This window comes from Candidatus Defluviibacterium haderslevense (assembly GCA_016712225.1).
GTDB lineage: Bacteria > Bacteroidota > Bacteroidia > Chitinophagales > Saprospiraceae > Vicinibacter > Vicinibacter haderslevensis.
Window position 1 is genome coordinate 3,797,849 of the sequence record JADJRL010000003.1, and the last position, 18,136, is coordinate 3,815,984.

Consider the following 18,136-nt stretch of genomic DNA (forward strand, 5'->3'; position numbering starts at 1 on the left):
CTTCAGTTGCTGATTAACTAATGAGTAAAAAGATTTGAGTTGACAAAACTCAAATCTTTTTTTATGAATTTAGAATTCCAATAACATCAATATTGCCCTGTACTTTTTGTTCCAAACTTACACTGATGTTGGTGCCTAATGGAAGATATAAATCTACTCTTGATCCAAATTTTATAAAGCCCATGTCATCTCCTTGTGTGGCCGTATCGCCAGCTTTTGAATAACAACAGATGCGCTTGGCCAGAGCACCGGCTATTTGTCGCATTAAGATTTCTGTTCCGTCTTTGCGTTTTATAACCACTGTAGTACGTTCATTTTCTGTAGAGGCTTTTGGGTGCCATGCTACCAAATATTTGCCCTTATGATATTGTGAATAGGAAACCACTCCGGATATAGGATATCGATTCACATGAACATTAAGTGGATTCATAAAAATAGAAACCTGAATACGTTCATCTTTGAAATATTCTGATTCAAAGGTTTTTTCAATGACAACGACTTTGCCATCGGCAGGAGCAATGATTTTTTGATCATTAATTTCAAGTAATTTACGATTTGGATTTCTAAAAAAATTCACAATAATCAGAAACAAAATACCAAGTATAATACTTATTGGCCAGACCAACCAAGTGCCAGTATAATTTAATCCAATTACAATAACGATATAGGCAATCAGAGAAATCAGTATCCAGGAATATCCTTCTTTGTGTATCATAAATAATAGGTTTCAAAAATATATAAAAGTAAAACACCAACAGGTATTATAAAATAAAAACTATCAAATCTGTCTAGAAAACCACCATGGCCAGGTAATATCGAACCACTATCTTTAATATCAATACTCCGTTTCAATGCAGATTCAAAAAGATCGCCTAAAGATCCAACAATACTAATCATTACTGCAAGTAAAATCAATAAACTTAGAGGTAGGGGATTGGCCACAAAATAAGTGTTCATAATCCATGCACCTAAAAGACAACCGAATACCCCTCCGATAGTGCCTTCAACTGTTTTTTTAGGTGATATTTTGGGAGCTAAAGGTGTTTTTCCAAAAGGACGACCAATCAAATAAGCCATGGTGTCATTACCCCAATTCATAAATATTAATGTAAATATCCACCATCGATGAAGCTCAAATTGATCTACAAGAAATAAAGCTGCTATGACTATCGGTAATAATAAGTAGGCGTACGCAAAAATGCTGTTGCAAAAGGATAAAGGAGATTTGTTTTTTATAAATATTTGGTAACAAACATACAGAATGAATACACTTGCAGCATGACTTAATATTCCATAAAGGGAATGAATTGGAAGGAATGGGTTGCTGTATACTATTATACCAAGAACAGTACACAATAGAATGATCGTAATAAAAAAGTAAAGACCCTTTAGTTTAGGAGCTGAAAAGTTAAAATGACGGTTCCATTCTACAGCACTAAAAACTAAAATAACACTTAATAACAATAAGGCAGTTGTTATTGAAGTCAAAAGTGCATAGATCATAACAGCAGCCATGCTTAATCCTGTAATAGTTCTTTTAAGCATTGACTAAGGCTTTTTGTGCATACATTTTATATCCAAGATATAATGAAATGAATAACGAAACTAATCCGGATATCCATAACAAAGGAGAATTTGGAACATGGTCTAGTTGATCTAATGTTTCTGGGCCATTGATATATACCATCAAAACATTTGCACCATTAAATAAGAAATGTAGAAACATGGAATAAAATAAATGACCCGTTATATAGTAAACATAACCAAGGCCCAAACCTAAAAAGAAACGCGGTAAAAAACCTTCAAACTGCATATGAAAAGATGAAAATATAATGGCTGTTAAAACAATTCCATATATTTTATTAGGGCTTATTTTTAGTGCCATCTTTTGTATGATACCTCGAAAAATCCATTCCTCGCTGATGGCAGGAATAATAGCAATAGTAATGAGGGCAAGAATAAAATCACCTATAGAATTCATGGCCAACATGTCTTTAATTAAATCAGTTAGCTGAGATTCTGTCTTCGTCATCCATTCTGGTAAGGGTATCATTTGATTGAGTTGAGCTGACCATGACACCAATGGTAGCAGACATATAAAAAACAATACAGTTTTCCAAAAGGTTTGACTTTGTATAAGACCAGTAGTCAACTGATTTCGAATATCTGGAACAAACCTCGTCATTAGAAAAGCAGGAAGTATTAATGAAAAAACATGACTTAATAATTGGATGACCAGAAGTTGTTGGCCTTTAAAGGATTTTATGAGTAAGTCTGGGTGTGACATCAATTGTTCGAATGAATGCCCATGAAATAGAGCCACAACAAAAAGTAACAAATTAAAAGCAACTAAACCTGTTAAAAAGAATAGCAAGAGCAGGATTAATTGATAAAGTGTACTTTTGTTCATTATTTGTAAAATGACCAGATTAAGCGTAAATATTAATAAAATTGCATTGATTCGAAATTCCCGAGGGGCGAATTTACCTGATTTATTGCAAGTAGCCAAAGATTGTGAAGCATTTGGTGCTCAAGGCATAACTGTACATCCAAGACCGGATGAAAGGCATGTTAAATTCGCGGATATTCCTCTTTTAAAAAAAGTAGTAACTACCGAATTTAATATAGAAGGGTATCCATCAGCTGAATTCATGCGATTGGTATTGGATAATCATCCGGATCAATGTACTTTGGTACCAGATCCTCCAGGTGTATTAACATCTAATTCCGGATGGAACACGAAATTAGAAACTCAGTTTTTAAAAGGTATAGTTCGGCAACTTAAAAGTGAAGGAATTAGAGTATCCCTTTTTCTCAATCCGGATCCGAGTATGGTTGAATCTGCTGCAGAAACAGGAACTGATCGAATAGAACTTTATACAGGTAGCTTTGCCCATGATTTTTATCTTGATCCTGTTGGAGCTATACAAAATCACATTGAAACAGCCGCAATGGCCGATCAATACAAATTGGGCGTTAATGCAGGTCACGATTTAAACTTAGACAATTTAAAATTTTATAAGAATGGCATATCGAATTTATTGGAAGTCTCTATAGGACATGCCATAATCTGCGATGCACTTTATTATGGATTAGAGAATGTCATTCCGATGTATTTGAAACAACTGCAGTGAGTTTTTTAAGCAAAACGATCTATTTTGGGCTATTTAATTGGTTTTTTTAAATATAAATTAAATCTAGATGAGCTAATATCATATTATTACTTATCTTTGCGGCTCAAAATTTTAAATATTATATGCTAATAATTGATGTAAGAGATTCAGAATCAATAGATAGAGCACTTAAAAAGTACAAGAAGAAATTCGAACAAACTGGTACTTTAAAAGAGTTACGTCGTAGAAAACATTTTACTAAGCCATCGATCGAAAGACGTTCTGAAGTTCTTAAAGCACAATACCGCGAGTTATATGTTGCTAAAAACGAATTATAATATTTTATAATATATAATTTGTTTGTTCGTTGTATCTTAGCACCAATCTTGTGCTATGTTAGAGATACAATCGTTTTTACGTTATATTTCAAGTGAAAAAAGATACTCACCTCATACGGTTAGTTCTTATGCATTAGACTTAAGTCAATTCCAACAATTCATATTGAATACTTACGATCTAAAAGATCTTGCAAAAATATCTCATTTGCATATTAGATCTTGGCTAGCCTCATTATCAGAAAGCCAGTTATCAACAAAAACTATTTGTCGAAAGATTGCGACCCTAAAGTCCTTTTTTAAGTTTAGTCAAAAAATAAACGCCGGACTTCCCAATCCAATGCGCAAGATCATTTCTCCTAAAATAAAAAAGCGCTTACCGGTAATCATTCAGGAGAAAGAAATTAATGCATTATCATTTGAATCAAAAGATCAAGACCAGACATTTGAATTAGTACGCGATCAATTGGTTGTTTTTCTGTTGTATCAGACAGGAATGAGAAGGGCAGAGTTGCTCGAACTAAGCTATAATCGGATCAATCTTGCCAAACAACAAATTAAGGTCATCGGAAAAGGTAAAAAAGAACGAATAATTCCGATAGGAAAAGAACTACAATTGCTAATTGTGCGTTATTTAGATATGTGTAAAGGCTTAGGGGCAAACGACAAGAGTCAACTTATTTTAACTAAAGAAGGCAAACCCGCATACCCAAGATTGATTCATAGAATCGTACACAAATATCTATCTACTGTAAGTGTTTCAAAAAAGAAAAGCCCCCACGTTTTAAGGCACAGTTTCGCTACTCATATGATGGATCATGGCGCAGATATCTTTGCTATCAAATCCCTTTTAGGTCATTCAACATTAACCGCTACTCAAATTTATACTCATAATGCTATAGAACAGCTTCGGGATATCTACATCAAAGCACATCCTAAATCCATCCAATCATGATTTTATTAATAGTAACTAAAAACTTCAACATATGGTGACTAGAATTCAATCTGTACATTTTGACGCTGATTTAAAGTTAATTCAGTTTATTGAAGAAAAATTAAGCACGCTTGATCATTTTTTGGCTAAAAGCACTATTGAAGCCAAGGTTGTGCTCACCTTAGAAAAAGTCGGTAAGATCCAGGATAAGATCGTTGAAATCCTAATAAACCTCCCCGGACGAGCTGTTGTTGCAAAAAGCAGAAACAAAAGTTTTGAAAGAGCATTATTTGAAACATTACAAAGTATTAAAAGACAGATACTTAAGTATAAAAGTAAAATTCAGGAAAAGCAATAATTTGTTATTTTTAATTTTTTTTATCTTAGAATAAAAATTAATTATATCTTTGCAGCTCGTTTTAAAAGGGGTAGAGAAGTGTGCCTAGTTTTTAAGAGAGCCAAAAGCCAGTGTAGCTCAGTTGGTAGAGCAGCTGACTTGTAATCAGCCGGTCGGGGGTTCGAGTCCGTCCACTGGCTCTTAAAAGAGTAATTTCTTTTTTGTGAGGGGGTACGCCGGAGTGGGAGAGCCGGGCCAGACTGTAAATCTGGTGTCTTTGACTGAATGGGTTCGAATCCAATTACCCCCACAGAGGGAGTTTTCGAATCTTAGTTTCGAAGATCCAAAGCCTTACAATTTAGATTGAAGGAACACGTAGAAAGTAAAGTAATTTCAAAACGTTGAAATTGAAAAGATATAAATTCTGCCAAAGGATGATATTGCAAAATTGATTGTCAAAAACAATTTATGAAGTGATATCGATCAGCATAAAATGAAATATGCGGGAGTAGCTCAGTTGGTAGAGCATCAGCCTTCCAAGCTGAGGGTCGCGGGTTCGAGTCTCGTCTCCCGCTCTAAATTTTAGAGCATAGAATGTTTTATATCTTTAAGAATTACAAATAGAACGATTAAACGTAATCATTCTAACATAAAATGAAGGGAACAAAAATTGGTACATTCCAATTTGCCTAGCTCATAAGCCGATGTAGCTCAGGGGTAGAGCACTTCCATGGTAAGGAAGGGGTCAAGGGTTCAATTCCCTTCATTGGCTCAACACAGATTTTTTTTATTCAATAACTAATAAACAAATTTTTAAACATAGTTACCTATGGCAAAGGAAACATACAACCGGGCAAAACCCCACGTCAACATTGGTACAATCGGCCACGTTGACCATGGTAAAACAACTTTAACTTCAGCTATCACTTCTGTTCTTGCAGATCAGGGATTGGCTAAGAAGAAAGATTATGATTCAATTGATAACGCTCCTGAAGAAAAAGAGAGAGGTATCACGATTAACACGGCTCACGTAGAGTATGAAACGCAAAAAAGACATTATGCACACGTAGACTGTCCAGGTCACGCTGACTATGTTAAGAACATGGTTACGGGAGCTGCACAAATGGATGGTGCAATTCTTGTGGTTGCTGCTACTGATGGACCTATGCCACAAACTAGAGAGCATATACTTTTGGCTCGTCAGGTTGGTGTGCCTAAGGTAGTCGTTTTTATGAATAAAGTGGATTTAGTTGATGATCCGGAAATGCTAGAACTTGTAGAAATGGAAGTTCGTGAATTATTGGATAAATATCAATTCGATGGCAATAATGCTGCTGTAATTAGAGGTTCTGCCTTAAAAGCACTTGAAGGAGATGCTACAGGAAAAGCTTCAATTCAAGCATTAATGGATGCAGTAGACGAACAAATACCTGAACCAGTAAGGTTGATTGACAAACCTTTCTTAATGCCGGTTGAAGACGTATTCTCGATTACAGGTCGTGGTACAGTAGCAACAGGTAGAATTGAAAGAGGAGTAATCAAAGTAGGAGAAAGTGTTGAACTTGTTGGTATGATGAAACCAGGAGAAAAACCATTGACTTCGACTTGTACTGGAGTTGAGATGTTCCGTAAATTATTGGATCGTGGAGAAGCAGGTGATAACGCTGGTATCTTATTAAGAGGTCTTGAAAAAGATGATATTAAGAGAGGTATGGTTATCTGTGCACCAAACTCCGTTAAACCTCACATGAAATTCAAATGCGAAGTTTACGTACTTTCTAAAGATGAAGGTGGACGTCACACACCTTTCTTTAAAGGTTACCGACCACAATTTTATTTCCGTACAACTGACGTAACTGGAGAGTGTCAATTACCTGATGGCGTTGAGATGATCATGCCTGGTGATAATACTTCTTTAACAGTAGCTTTATTGAATCCAATAGCAATGGAGAAAGGTCTTCGTTTCGCGATTCGTGAAGGTGGTCGTACAGTAGGTGCGGGACAAGTAACAGAAATAATTGAATAATTAAAAATCTTGTTTATCACGCAGTTGGTTAATACTAACTGCGTGATTTACGGGCATAGCTCAACTGGCAGAGCGACGGTCTCCAAAACCGTAGGCTGAGGGTTCAAGTCCTTCTGCCCGTGCAAATGATTAACTATGGATAAATTCTTATTATATTTAAAAGAGAGTTACAGTGAACTTCTCGAAAAAGTAACCTGGCCTACTTGGCCTAATTTACTTGATAGCGCGAGAGTGGTAATTATTGCATCTGTAATTATAGCTTTGGTGATATTAGCAATGGATTTGATTGCCAATACTGCTTTGGGATTCATTTATAATCTATAATAAATATCCATTTGAATTATGGCAGATGAAACAAGATGGTACTCATTAAGAGTAATTAGCGGAAAGGAAAAGAAAATTCGTGAACGACTAATTGCGGACATCTTGAGATCTGGATGGGCTGATATAGTTCCACAAATAATTGTACCTTCTGAAAAGGTGTACAAAATCAGGAACAGCAAAAAAGTAATCATGGAGCGAAATATCCTCCCTGGTTATTTGTTAGTTGAAGCATTTCCATCCAAATTTAGTGGTGAAATCGTTCAACACTTAAGTAATATGCCAGATGTCATCCATTTTTTGGGAAAAAACAATCCAATCCCAATGACCCAAGTAGAAGCTAATAGAATGCTTGGAAAAGTGGACGATTCTCAAGATGCCGGAGAGACCATGATTGAACCATTTATAGCTGGTGAAACAGTAAAAATAATTGATGGTCCTTTCAATGATTTTATCGGCGATGTGAAAGAAGTAAATGAAGAAAAGAAAAAATTAAAAGTAATTGTAAAAATATTTGGACGAGGCACTGAAGTTGAATTGAACTTCATGCAAGTCGAAAAAAATAATTAAATATTAGGATATGGCTAAGGAAATCGAAACGTTTATCAAATTACAAGTGAAGGGTGGTGCAGCAAATCCAGCTCCGCCTGTTGGTCCAGCACTTGGTTCCAAAGGTGTTAACATCATGGAGTTTTGTAAACGATTTAATGCTAAAACACAAGATACTCCTGGAAAATTGCTTCCAGTAGTTATTACCGTTTATAAAGATAAGTCTTTTGAATTTGTTGTTAAAACGCCACCTGCTGCGATCCAATTATTGGAATTGTCAAAAGTAGCAAAAGGCTCACCTGAACCAAATAGAAAAAAAGTTGGATCAGTGAGTTGGTCTCAAATAGAAGAAATTGCAAAAATTAAAATGGTAGATTTAAATGCATTTACATTGGAATCTGCAATGAAAATGGTTGCCGGTACTGCAAGAAGTATGGGACTAACCGTTTCAGGTACAGCCCCTTGGGCATAATTATTATTTCATACAGGGAGCCAAAAAAAACATTTGGCGTTAGAACCTAAAATTTTTTTATATGTCAAAAGTATCTAAAAAAAGAAAGAAAGCAAATGAATTGGTCACATCGACCAAATATTATTTGTTGGAAGAAGCTTGTTCAGTTGTAAAAGAAGCCAATACAACTAAATTTGACGCTTCAGTTGATTTACATGTTCGACTTGGTGTAGATCCAAGAAAACCTGATCAAGCTATCAGAGGAACTGTAACCTTACCAAACGGTACAGGAAAAACAAAACGAGTACTGGTCCTATGTACTCCTGAAAAAGAAGCGGAAGCAAAAAATGTTGGTGCAGATTATGTAGGTCTTGATGAATATATCCAAAAGATAGAAGGTGGATGGACTGATATAGATGTCATAATAGCAATGCCTACTGTAATGGCTAAACTTGGAAAAATTGGTCGTATACTAGGGCCAAGAGGACTCATGCCTAACCCTAAAACAGGTACAGTAACTATGGATATAGCTTCTGCTGTGAATGAGGTTAAGGGTGGTAAAATTGCATTCAGGGTTGATAAATTTGGTATAATCCATGCTTCAGTTGGTCGTGTTTCATTTTCTGCAATCAAATTAAAAGAGAACGCTGAAGAATTTTTACATGCTATCAATAAGTTAAAGCCTTCATCTGCAAAAGGTGCTTATTTTAAATCTATTTCTATGGCATCAACAATGAGTCCTGGAATTAAGATAGATCCTAAAGTAGTTCGTTAATTTTTAAAAATTATTAAGATGACTCGCGAAGAAAAAACAATACAAATACAAACACTAAAAGATAAATTTTCTAACTCACAGTTTTTTTATATTACTGATTCTTCTACATTAAGTGTTGAGAAAATCAACCAATTTAGAAGACTTTGTTTTGATAAAGGAATTGAGATGCATGTGGTTAAAAATACCCTTGCAAAAAAAGCCTTAGAAGGATTAGAAAATGATAGCGTCTATGCGCCAATATATAAATCTTTAGTTGGACCAACTTCGATATTATTCACTGACAATGCAAAGGCTCCTGCTCATTTGTTGGAAGAATTTAGAAAAACCAATGAAAGACCGATATTAAAAGCGGCTTACATAGATTCTGATGTATTTTTTGGTGATGACCAAATTAAGATCTTGGTTAAATTAAAATCAAAAGAGGAGTTACTTGGAGAGGTTATTATGATATTACAATCTCCTGCAACTCGAGTAATCGGTGCATTGAAATCCGGAGGATCTACGATCGCAGGATTGGTTAAAACCCTTCAAGAAAGAGGGGAAGCACAAGCATAAATATGGCTTCCAAGCTTTACGCAATAAATATTATTTAATCACAACGACAAAAAAAAATTTAAAATCATGGTTGATGTAAATGCTTTAGCTGAACAACTAGTAAACTTAACAATCAAAGAGGTTAACGAACTAGCTTCAGTTTTAAAAGATCAATACGGAATTGAACCAGCTGCTGCTGCTGTAGCTGTTGCTGCTGCCCCTTCAAATGATGGTGGTGGAGCTGCTGCTGCTGAAAAAACTGAGTTTGATGTATTCTTAAAGTCAGGAGGCGCTAATAAGCTAAATGTCATTAAAGAAGTTAAAAACATTCTTAATTTAGGTTTGAAAGAAGCTAAAGACTTAGTGGATGGTGCACCAGCTGTATTAAAACAAGGTGTTTCAAAAGAGGAAGCAAATTCGTTAAAAGATGCATTAACTGCTGCTGGAGCAGAAATAGAAATCAAATAACGAATATCCGAATTTTGAATATGCCTTTCGATAAAGAAAGAAATCATATTCTTTGGCTTAGGTCATATATCAAGATATATGATCTAAGCCTTTTAGTGTTTTAGGTGAAATTTGAATTTTACAACGAGCATATGCTCTGTTTAAATTTATAAATACATGGCTTCTAGTATAATAAACAAAAAGACAATTACTCGACACAGTTTTGCTAAAGCTCCTCTCAAAACTGATTACCCAGATTTTTTGGAGATTCAACTTAAGTCATTCATTGAATTTTTTCAGCTTGAAACTACACCTGATAAAAGAGCAAATGAAGGTTTATTTAAAGTATTTAAGGAAAATTTTCCAATATCAGATGCCAGAAGCATTTTTGTTTTGGAATTTTTGGATTATTATGTTGACCCACCACGTTATGATATAAGTGAATGCGTTCAACGTGGATTGACTTATAGTGTTCCATTAAAAGCTCGTTTAAGATTATCGTGTAATGATGTAGAACACGTAGATTTTAAAACTATAGAGCAAGATGTATTCCTAGGGAATATACCTTATATGACTACAAAAGGTACATTCGTAATCAATGGAGCTGAACGTGTTGTGGTTTCTCAATTGCATAGATCTCCAGGAGTATTTTTTAGTCAATCTTATCACCCTAATGGAACTAAGATTTTTTCAGCCCGGGTAATACCTTTCAAAGGAGCCTGGATGGAATTTGCTACAGACATTAATATGGTCATGTATGCTTACATTGATAGAAAAAAGAAATTCCCGGTTACAACATTATTAAGAGCCATAGGCTTTGATACAGATAAAGAAATTCTAAATTTATTTAACTTATCTGAAGAAATTAAAGCAACTGCTAAAGAATTAAAGAAAGCCATAGGACGAAAACTTGCAGCTCGAGTATTACGTAGATGGACTGAAGACTTTGTTGATGAAGATACTGGTGAATTAGTAACTCTTGAGCGTAATGAAATCATCCTTGAGCGGGATACTATGCTTGATGAAGAAAATATTCAGCATGTACAAAGTTCAGGAGTTGATACCATTATTTTACAAAAAGAAGACATAGAGGAGGATTACTCCATTATATATAATACTTTACAAAAAGATCCTTCTAGTTCAGAAATCGAAGCGGTTACACATATTTATCGACAATTAAGAGGAAGTGATCCTCCAGATGAAGAAACAGCGAGAGGGATCATTGATAAATTATTTTTCTCGGACAAGAGATATAATTTAGGAAATGTTGGTCGATATAAGATCAATAAGAAATTGAATCAAGGTACTCCAGATTCTGTTTTGGTCTTAACCAAAGAAGACATCATTGCAATTGTTAAATATCTGGTTTCTTTGATCAATCAAAAAGCAGAGTTAGACGATATTGATCACTTATCTAATAGACGTGTAAAGACTGTTGGAGAACAGTTGTTTGCTCAATTTGGGGTTGGACTTGCAAGAATGGCAAGAACCATTCGTGAAAGAATGAACGTTCGTGATAACGAAGTTTTTACACCCATTGATTTAATTAATGCAAGAACGCTTTCTTCTGTTATTAATTCGTTTTTTGGTACAAGTCAACTTTCACAATTCTTAGATCAAACCAATCCTTTATCTGAAATTACACACAAGCGAAGAATTTCAGCGCTAGGGCCAGGTGGTTTATCTAGAGAGCGTGCAGGATTTGAGGTAAGGGACGTACATTACTCACATTATGGAAGGCTTTGTACTATTGAAACACCGGAAGGTCCTAATATTGGATTGATATCAACATTATGTGTTCACGCTAGGGTAAATGGGATGGGTTTCTTAGAAACTCCTTATTGGAAAGTAGATAGCGGAAAAGTAAATATCAATGCAGGTATTAGATTTTTGTCTGCAGAAGAAGAAGATTATGCAAAAATTGCACAAGCAAATGTCCCTTTAAACACAAAAGGTGAATTCCAAATTGATAAATTAAAAGGAAGAGAACATGGAGAATTTCCGGTTCTTGAACCTAATGAACTTGAGTTCATGGATGTTGCGCCTAACCAAATTGTAGGGGTTTCAGCTTCATTAATTCCATTCTTGGAAAATGATGATGCTAACCGTGCTTTGATGGGATCTAACATGCAGCGTCAAGCTGTTCCTTTAATTCGACCACAATCACCAATTGTAGGAACCGGGTTGGAAGGCAAAGTGGCATTAGATTCTCGGATGTTGATTAACGCAGAGGGAGATGGTGTAGTTGAATATGTTGATGCTAAAAAAATAGTTATTAGATATGATAGAACTGAAGAAGATCAACTCGTATCTTTTGAAGATAATATCAAAGAATATCCGTTAACAAAGTTTGCACGTACCAACCAGGCAACATGTATTAATTTGAAACCAATCGTCATGAAAGGCGATCGAGTTTCATTAGGTACCATTTTGAGTGAAGGTTATGCTACCGAATCAGGGGAATTGGCATTAGGTACCAATTTGCAAGTTGCATTCATGCCTTGGAAAGGTTATAACTTCGAAGATGCGATTGTATTGTCAGAACGTGTATTGCAAGAAGATGTTTTTACATCTATACATATTGAAAGCTTTGAATTAGAAGTTAGAGATACTAAACTTGGTGAAGAAGAATTAACCAATGATATACCAAACGTTAGTGAAGAAGCTACAAAAGATTTGGATGAAAATGGTATCATTCGAATAGGTGCAAATGTTGCAGAGGGAGATATTCTTATTGGTAAAATTACACCTAAGGGTGAAACCGATCCAACTCCTGAAGAAAAATTATTACGTGCAATATTCGGAGATAAGGCAGGTGATGTAAAGGATGCTTCACTTAAAGTTCCACCATCTATAGAAGGTGTTGTAATTGATAAGCAACTTTATGCTCGTGCGAAAAAAGATAAATTCCAAAAAGTTCAAGAAAAGGATTTATTACAACGATTAGATGATAAGCACAACGTATCACTCAATGAGTTGAGAATTATTTTGATTGATAAATTATTGAAAATAATTAAAGATCAAGTAAGTGCCGGAGTTAAGAGTATCTATGGTGAAGAACTCATCGGAAAAGGTACCAAATATACTAACGCTTCATTGAAGAAAGTCGATTTTGTAAAAGTTGATTATGCGAATTGGACTAAAGACGAGGAAAAGAATAAATTAATCGCATTACTACTTCATAACTATAATATTAAAGTAAGTGAAGAAGTAGGAAAGTTCAAGCGTGAAAAATTCAACATTAGTATTGGTGATGAATTACCATCTGGTGTATTGAAATTAGCAAAAGTGTATATTGCTAAAAAGAGAAAACTTAAAGTTGGAGATAAGCTTGCAGGTCGTCATGGTAATAAAGGAATTGTTTCCAGAATAGTTAGAGTAGAAGACATGCCTTTCTTAGAGGATGGAACACCAGTTGATATTGTGTTGAATCCATTGGGTGTGCCTTCACGGATGAACTTAGGACAAATTTTCGAAACTGTATTAGGATGGGCAGGTAAAAAATTGGGGATGAAATTTGCTACTCCAATTTTTGATGGTGCAACTATCCAGGATATCGATGCTTATGTTAAACAAGCAGAGTTGCCAGCATTTGGGCAATCCTATTTGGTTGATGGTGAGAGTGGAGATCGTTTTCATCAACAAGCGACTGTAGGTGTTATTTACATGTTGAAATTGTCACACATGGTAGATGATAAAATGCACGCTAGGTCAATAGGACCATATTCATTAATTACACAACAACCACTCGGAGGTAAAGCTCAATTTGGAGGTCAACGTTTTGGTGAGATGGAAGTATGGGCACTAGAAGCATTTGGTGCTGCGAATATTTTACGTGAATTATTAACATTGAAATCAGATGATATTATTGGTCGTGCTAAGACGTACGAAGCCATTGTGAAAGGTGATAATTTACCTGAACCAAATATTCCTGAATCATTTAATGTATTAATACACGAACTTAGAGGATTAGTATTAGATGTTAAATTTGAATCTTAACTAAAAAAAGAAAGCCCATGTCATTCAAAAATAAAATATTTAAACAAGATCAAGAATTTGAAAGAATCACTATAAGTTTATCATCTCCGGATGAAATTCTTGAACGTTCTTTTGGTGAAATATTAAAGCCTGAAACCATTAACTATCGTTCTTATAAACCAGAAAGAGACGGTTTATTTTGCGAAAGAATATTTGGTCCAGTAAAAGATTATGAATGTTATTGTGGAAAATATAAACGTATCCGATACAAGGGAATCGTTTGTGATCGATGTGGTGTTGAAGTAACAGAGAAGAAAGTTCGTAGAGAGCGAATGGGACACATTAAATTAGTTGTTCCTGTAGTTCATATTTGGTTTTTTAAATCCTTGCCCAACAAAATAGGATATTTATTAGGCTTGTCATCAAAAAAACTTGAATCGATCATATACTATGAGCGTTTTGTTGTCATACAACCCGGATTGGCTCAAGGAAGAAATGTTTTGGATTTATTAACTGAGGAAGAGTATTTTGAAGTTTTAGAAACGCTTCCTAAGGAAAATCAAATGTTGGATGATAAAGATCCAAATAAATTTGTTGCGAAGATGGGTGCAGAATCCATTTTTGATTTATTGCAACGAATACAGTTAGATGATTTATCATTTGAATTACGACATCAAGCATCTAATGAATCTTCCCAACAAAGAAAATCTGAGGCTTTAAAACGTCTTCGTGTCGTTGAAGCATTCAGAGATGGGGTATCTAATAAGAATTCGAAACCAGAATGGATGATTATTCAATATCTTCCAGTAATTCCACCTGAATTAAGACCGTTGGTCCCATTAGATGGTGGTCGATTTGCAAGCTCGGATTTGAATGATTTATATCGTAGAGTAATTATTAGAAATAATAGATTAAAACGATTATTAGAAATTAAAGCCCCTGAAGTAATCCTTAGAAATGAAAAGCGGATGCTTCAAGAAGCTGTTGATTCATTGTTTGATAATTCCAGAAAATCAAATGCTGTTAAAGCTGAAGGTGGTAGAGCATTAAAGTCTTTAAGTGATATCCTAAAAGGAAAGCAAGGACGTTTTAGACAAAATCTATTGGGTAAACGTGTCGATTATAGTGGACGGTCAGTTATCGTAGTTGGTCCTACATTGAAATTGCATGAGTGTGGATTACCTAAAGGAATGGCAGCAGAATTGTTCAAACCTTTCATCATTCGAAAATTAATCGAAAGAGGGGTAGTCAAAACTGTAAAATCTGCTAAAAAACTAGTAGACAGAAAGGATCCGATCATTTGGGATATCTTAGAAAATATATTAAAAGGACATCCGGTTCTTCTTAACCGTGCCCCAACATTACACAGACTATCAATTCAGGCTTTCCAGCCAACACTTGTCGAAGGTAAAGCGATACAATTGCATCCACTTGTTTGTGGTGCGTTTAATGCGGATTTTGACGGTGACCAAATGGCAGTGCATGTACCATTGTCCAATGCTTCCATATTGGAGGCTCAACTTCTGATGTTAGCTCCACATAACATGTTGAATCCTCAGGATGGATCACCAGTTACTCTGCCGTCACAAGACATGGTTTTGGGATTGTATTATTTAACTAAAGAAAGAATCACTGAGAAAGAGGTCAAATTAGCTACATTTTATAGTGCTGAAGAAGTTATCATTGCTTTTAATGAAGGTAAAATTGGATTACACGATCCATTAAAAGTAAAAGCAAGAGTAGAGAATGAGGCCGGAGATCTTGAGCAAAAGATTATTAAAACAACTGTTGGTCGGGTATTATTTAATGAAGCAGTACCTGTTAGCGTGCCATTCGTTAACGAATTAATGACCAAGAAAAACCTTAAGCAATTTATTGCGGAAACTATTCTCCGGACCAATTTTGCAGTAACTGCAAAATTTTTGGATGATATTAAGGATATGGGTTTTTATTATGCATTTAAGGCAGGTTTATCATTCAATTTGGGAGATCTAATTACGCCTTCAATAAAGCAAAAAACGTTGGTTGATGCCCAAAAAGAAGTTGATGAGATTTGGGATAATTACAACATGGGTTTAATTACAAACAATGAGCGTTATAACCAGATCATTGACCGTTGGACATATGCCGATAATCGTATTACAGATAATTTGATGAAAGAATTGGCTGCACATAAAGGTGGCTTCAATTCAGTATATATGATGCTACACTCTGGAGCACGTGGTTCAAAACAACAAATTAAACAGTTATGTGGACTTAGGGGCTTGATGGCGAAACCAAGAAAATCAGGAGATACTGGAAGTGCAATTATTGAAAACCCAATCTTGTCAAATTTTCAGGATGGACTTTCAGTATTGGAATATTTCATATCCACTCACGGTGCGCGAAAAGGTCTTGCCGATACTGCCTTAAAAACAGCTGATGCAGGTTATTTAACAAGAAGATTGGTGGATGTATCTCAGGATGTAGTCATATCTGAATTAGATTGCAATACTTTGAGAGGTATTGATACTACAGCTTTGGTTGATAATGATAAGGTAATTGAAAATCTTGCTTCCAGAATCCAAAGCCGTTTTACATTACACAATGTATTGGATCCAAACACTGATGAAATTATCATTGCAGCTGGTGAATATATCGATGATAGAATTGCAAATTATATTGAAAAAGCAGGTGTTGAAGCGGTAACAATCCGTTCAGTACTTACCTGTGAATCACGCAAAGGTGTATGCACTAAATGTTATGGTAAGAATTTAGCAACAGGGCGTATTGCTGAGACGGGTGATGCAGTTGGAATCATTTCTGCTCAAAGTATCGGGGAACCAGGAACTCAATTAACCTTACGTACATTCCACGTGGGTGGGGTTGCCGCTGTATCTAAAGCCGAATCAGAGGTGAATGCTAAATTTGATGGAATTATTGAATTTGATGGTGTTAAATATGCTGAATCTAACGAGGGTGGTGTAAAATCATTCATTGTATTGTCACGATCTGGTGAAATTAGGGTGTTGGATTCAGACACTAAAAAATTACTTACAAGTGCACACGTTCCATATGGTTCAACGCTACTGGTTAAGGAAGGACAGAAAGTAACCAAAGGAGAAATTTTCTGTACTTGGGATCCATTTAATGCATTGATTATTTCTGAATTTTCGGGTATCGTTAAGTTTGATTCCATCGAAGAAGGTGTTACATATCGAGTAGAAAGAGATGATCAAACGGGTTATTCTGAAAAAATTATTATAGAAAGTAAGAATAAGAAGAAAATGCCTACAATGTCCATTTTGAGTGCTTCGGGAGAAGAGCTTAAAAATTATGCATTGCCGGTAGGAGCTTATATAAGTATTGAAGACAATAGTGAGATATCTGCAGGTCAGAAAATTGGAAAAATACCAAGAAATGTAAGTAAAGTTTCGGATATCACAGGTGGTTTACCGCGTGTAACAGAATTATTTGAAGCACGTAATCCTTCTAACCCAGCTGTAGTTTCTGAAATAGATGGTATCGTTATCTATGGTAAAATCAAACGTGGAAACCGTGAAATTTTTGTTGAAGATGAAAAAACAGGCCAACGTAGAAAATATCTAATTGGTTTATCTAAACATATTTTAGTTCAGGAAGGAGATTTTGTAAGAGCTGGTATTCCTCTATCAGATGGTACGATTGCACCACGGGATATACTTCAAATTAAAGGTTTGTTTGCAGTACAGTCTTACTTAGTGAATGGAGTTCAGGAGGTGTATCGATCTCAAGGTATCAATATTAATGATAAACATATTGAGGTAATCGTTAGGCAAATGATGCGATGGGTTCAAATTGAAGATCCAGGTGATACTACATTACTTGAAGGAGAACCAGTTGATAAATGGACTTTTGTGTTAGAAAATGATCAGATTTTTGACAAAAAAGTTGTTACAGAAGCTGGAGATTCGGTTAAACTCAAACGTGGTCAAGTTGTAACGGTTCGTCAACTCAAAGAAGAAAACTCATTCTTAAAGAGAAATGATAAAAAACTAGTTGAATTTAGAGATGCAATAGCAGCAACTTCAAGTTCATTGTTGCTTGGTATTACAAGAGCTTCATTAGGAACAAGCAGTTGGATTTCAGCTGCGTCATTCCAGGAAACAACCAAAGTATTAAGTTCTGCAGCAATAGCAGCTAAATCTGATGATTTATCAGGACTTAAAGAGAATGTTATTATCGGTAAGAAAATACCAGCAGGTACAGGACAAAAAATTTATAAAGAAATGCTCGTCAAATCAGTGCCAAAAAAGAATGAAGTAGTTGAAGTATAAACTTTCAATTTCTTTAAAACATAATAAAATGGAGTTGCTAA

16 protein-coding genes and 5 tRNA genes are annotated in these 18,136 nt (G+C 35.2%); 18 read left to right on the plus strand and 3 right to left on the minus strand.

Annotation, left to right across the window (positions count from 1 at the left end; genetic code table 11):
* Positions 1-61 precede the first annotated feature (61 nt).
* The 3 genes from IPK88_14855 to IPK88_14865 are packed head-to-tail and all read right to left on the minus strand — an operon-like array spanning position 62 to position 2,410.
* Positions 62-715: a phosphatidylserine decarboxylase family protein gene (locus tag IPK88_14855; protein MBK8244706.1), complete on the minus strand. Its 654-nt coding sequence runs from the start codon at positions 713-715 to the stop codon at positions 62-64.
* A complete protein-coding gene (locus IPK88_14860; protein ID MBK8244707.1) occupies positions 712-1,545 on the minus strand; it encodes a phosphatidate cytidylyltransferase in 834 nt (277 codons plus the stop codon). Before IPK88_14860 ends, IPK88_14855 begins: the two co-directional genes overlap by 4 nt.
* Entirely contained in the window at positions 1,538-2,410 is an 873-nt protein-coding gene (locus IPK88_14865) for a CPBP family intramembrane metalloprotease (protein MBK8244708.1), read from the minus strand. Before IPK88_14865 ends, IPK88_14860 begins: the two co-directional genes overlap by 8 nt.
* A gap of 10 nt (positions 2,411-2,420) precedes the next feature.
* On the opposite strand from IPK88_14865, the gene IPK88_14870 reads away from it, so the two are divergent.
* The 18 genes from IPK88_14870 to rpoC all read left to right on the plus strand — a co-directional run bounded on the left by IPK88_14870 (position 2,421) and on the right by rpoC (position 18,095).
* Positions 2,421-3,134 carry a pyridoxine 5'-phosphate synthase gene (locus IPK88_14870; protein ID MBK8244709.1) on the plus strand — a complete coding sequence of 238 codons (714 nt, stop codon included), beginning with the start codon at positions 2,421-2,423 and terminating at the stop codon, positions 3,132-3,134.
* A gap of 122 nt (positions 3,135-3,256) precedes the next feature.
* A complete protein-coding gene (locus tag IPK88_14875) occupies positions 3,257-3,451 on the plus strand; it encodes a 30S ribosomal protein S21 (GenBank protein ID MBK8244710.1) in 195 nt (64 codons plus the stop codon).
* Between the two features lie 55 nt (positions 3,452-3,506).
* Positions 3,507-4,403, plus strand: coding sequence for a tyrosine-type recombinase/integrase (locus IPK88_14880; protein ID MBK8244711.1), 897 nt, complete (start codon positions 3,507-3,509; stop codon positions 4,401-4,403).
* Between the two features lie 31 nt (positions 4,404-4,434).
* Positions 4,435-4,740 (plus strand): ribosome-associated translation inhibitor RaiA, encoded by a 306-nt coding sequence (gene raiA / locus IPK88_14885; GenBank protein MBK8244712.1) that lies wholly within the window; start codon positions 4,435-4,437, stop codon positions 4,738-4,740.
* A 106-nt stretch (positions 4,741-4,846) separates the two neighbouring features.
* A tRNA-Thr gene (locus IPK88_14890) sits at positions 4,847-4,919 on the plus strand.
* A gap of 27 nt (positions 4,920-4,946) precedes the next feature.
* Positions 4,947-5,029 (plus strand) — tRNA-Tyr (locus tag IPK88_14895).
* A gap of 192 nt (positions 5,030-5,221) precedes the next feature.
* Positions 5,222-5,294, plus strand: a tRNA-Gly gene (locus IPK88_14900).
* 125 nt (positions 5,295-5,419) lie between these two features.
* Positions 5,420-5,491, plus strand: a tRNA-Thr gene (locus tag IPK88_14905).
* 57 nt (positions 5,492-5,548) lie between these two features.
* Positions 5,549-6,745, plus strand: coding sequence for an elongation factor Tu (tuf, locus tag IPK88_14910; protein MBK8244713.1), 1,197 nt, complete (start codon positions 5,549-5,551; stop codon positions 6,743-6,745).
* Between the two features lie 49 nt (positions 6,746-6,794).
* Positions 6,795-6,867 (plus strand) — tRNA-Trp (locus tag IPK88_14915).
* Between the two features lie 13 nt (positions 6,868-6,880).
* Positions 6,881-7,069 (plus strand): preprotein translocase subunit SecE, encoded by a 189-nt coding sequence (gene secE / locus IPK88_14920; GenBank protein MBK8244714.1) that lies wholly within the window; start codon positions 6,881-6,883, stop codon positions 7,067-7,069.
* Positions 7,070-7,087: 18 nt separating this feature from the next.
* Positions 7,088-7,636, plus strand: a complete 549-nt coding sequence (nusG, locus tag IPK88_14925; protein MBK8244715.1) for a transcription termination/antitermination factor NusG — start codon at positions 7,088-7,090, stop codon at positions 7,634-7,636.
* Positions 7,637-7,646: 10 nt separating this feature from the next.
* Positions 7,647-8,087 carry a 50S ribosomal protein L11 gene (gene rplK, locus IPK88_14930; GenBank protein ID MBK8244716.1) on the plus strand — a complete coding sequence of 147 codons (441 nt, stop codon included), beginning with the start codon at positions 7,647-7,649 and terminating at the stop codon, positions 8,085-8,087.
* Between the two features lie 61 nt (positions 8,088-8,148).
* A complete protein-coding gene (locus IPK88_14935; GenBank protein ID MBK8244717.1) occupies positions 8,149-8,841 on the plus strand; it encodes a 50S ribosomal protein L1 in 693 nt (230 codons plus the stop codon).
* Positions 8,842-8,859: 18 nt separating this feature from the next.
* On the plus strand, positions 8,860-9,396 hold the full coding sequence (locus tag IPK88_14940; protein MBK8244718.1) for a 50S ribosomal protein L10: 537 nt from the start codon (positions 8,860-8,862) through the stop codon (positions 9,394-9,396).
* A 66-nt stretch (positions 9,397-9,462) separates the two neighbouring features.
* The gene (gene rplL / locus IPK88_14945; GenBank protein MBK8244719.1) at positions 9,463-9,843 is read left to right on the plus strand and encodes a 50S ribosomal protein L7/L12; all 381 of its coding nucleotides are present in this window, start codon (positions 9,463-9,465) and stop codon (positions 9,841-9,843) included.
* Between the two features lie 156 nt (positions 9,844-9,999).
* On the plus strand, positions 10,000-13,821 hold the full coding sequence (gene rpoB / locus IPK88_14950) for a DNA-directed RNA polymerase subunit beta (GenBank protein ID MBK8244720.1): 3,822 nt from the start codon (positions 10,000-10,002) through the stop codon (positions 13,819-13,821).
* Between the two features lie 17 nt (positions 13,822-13,838).
* On the plus strand, positions 13,839-18,095 hold the full coding sequence (gene rpoC, locus IPK88_14955) for a DNA-directed RNA polymerase subunit beta' (GenBank protein ID MBK8244721.1): 4,257 nt from the start codon (positions 13,839-13,841) through the stop codon (positions 18,093-18,095).
* The last annotated feature ends 41 nt before the right edge of the window (positions 18,096-18,136 follow it).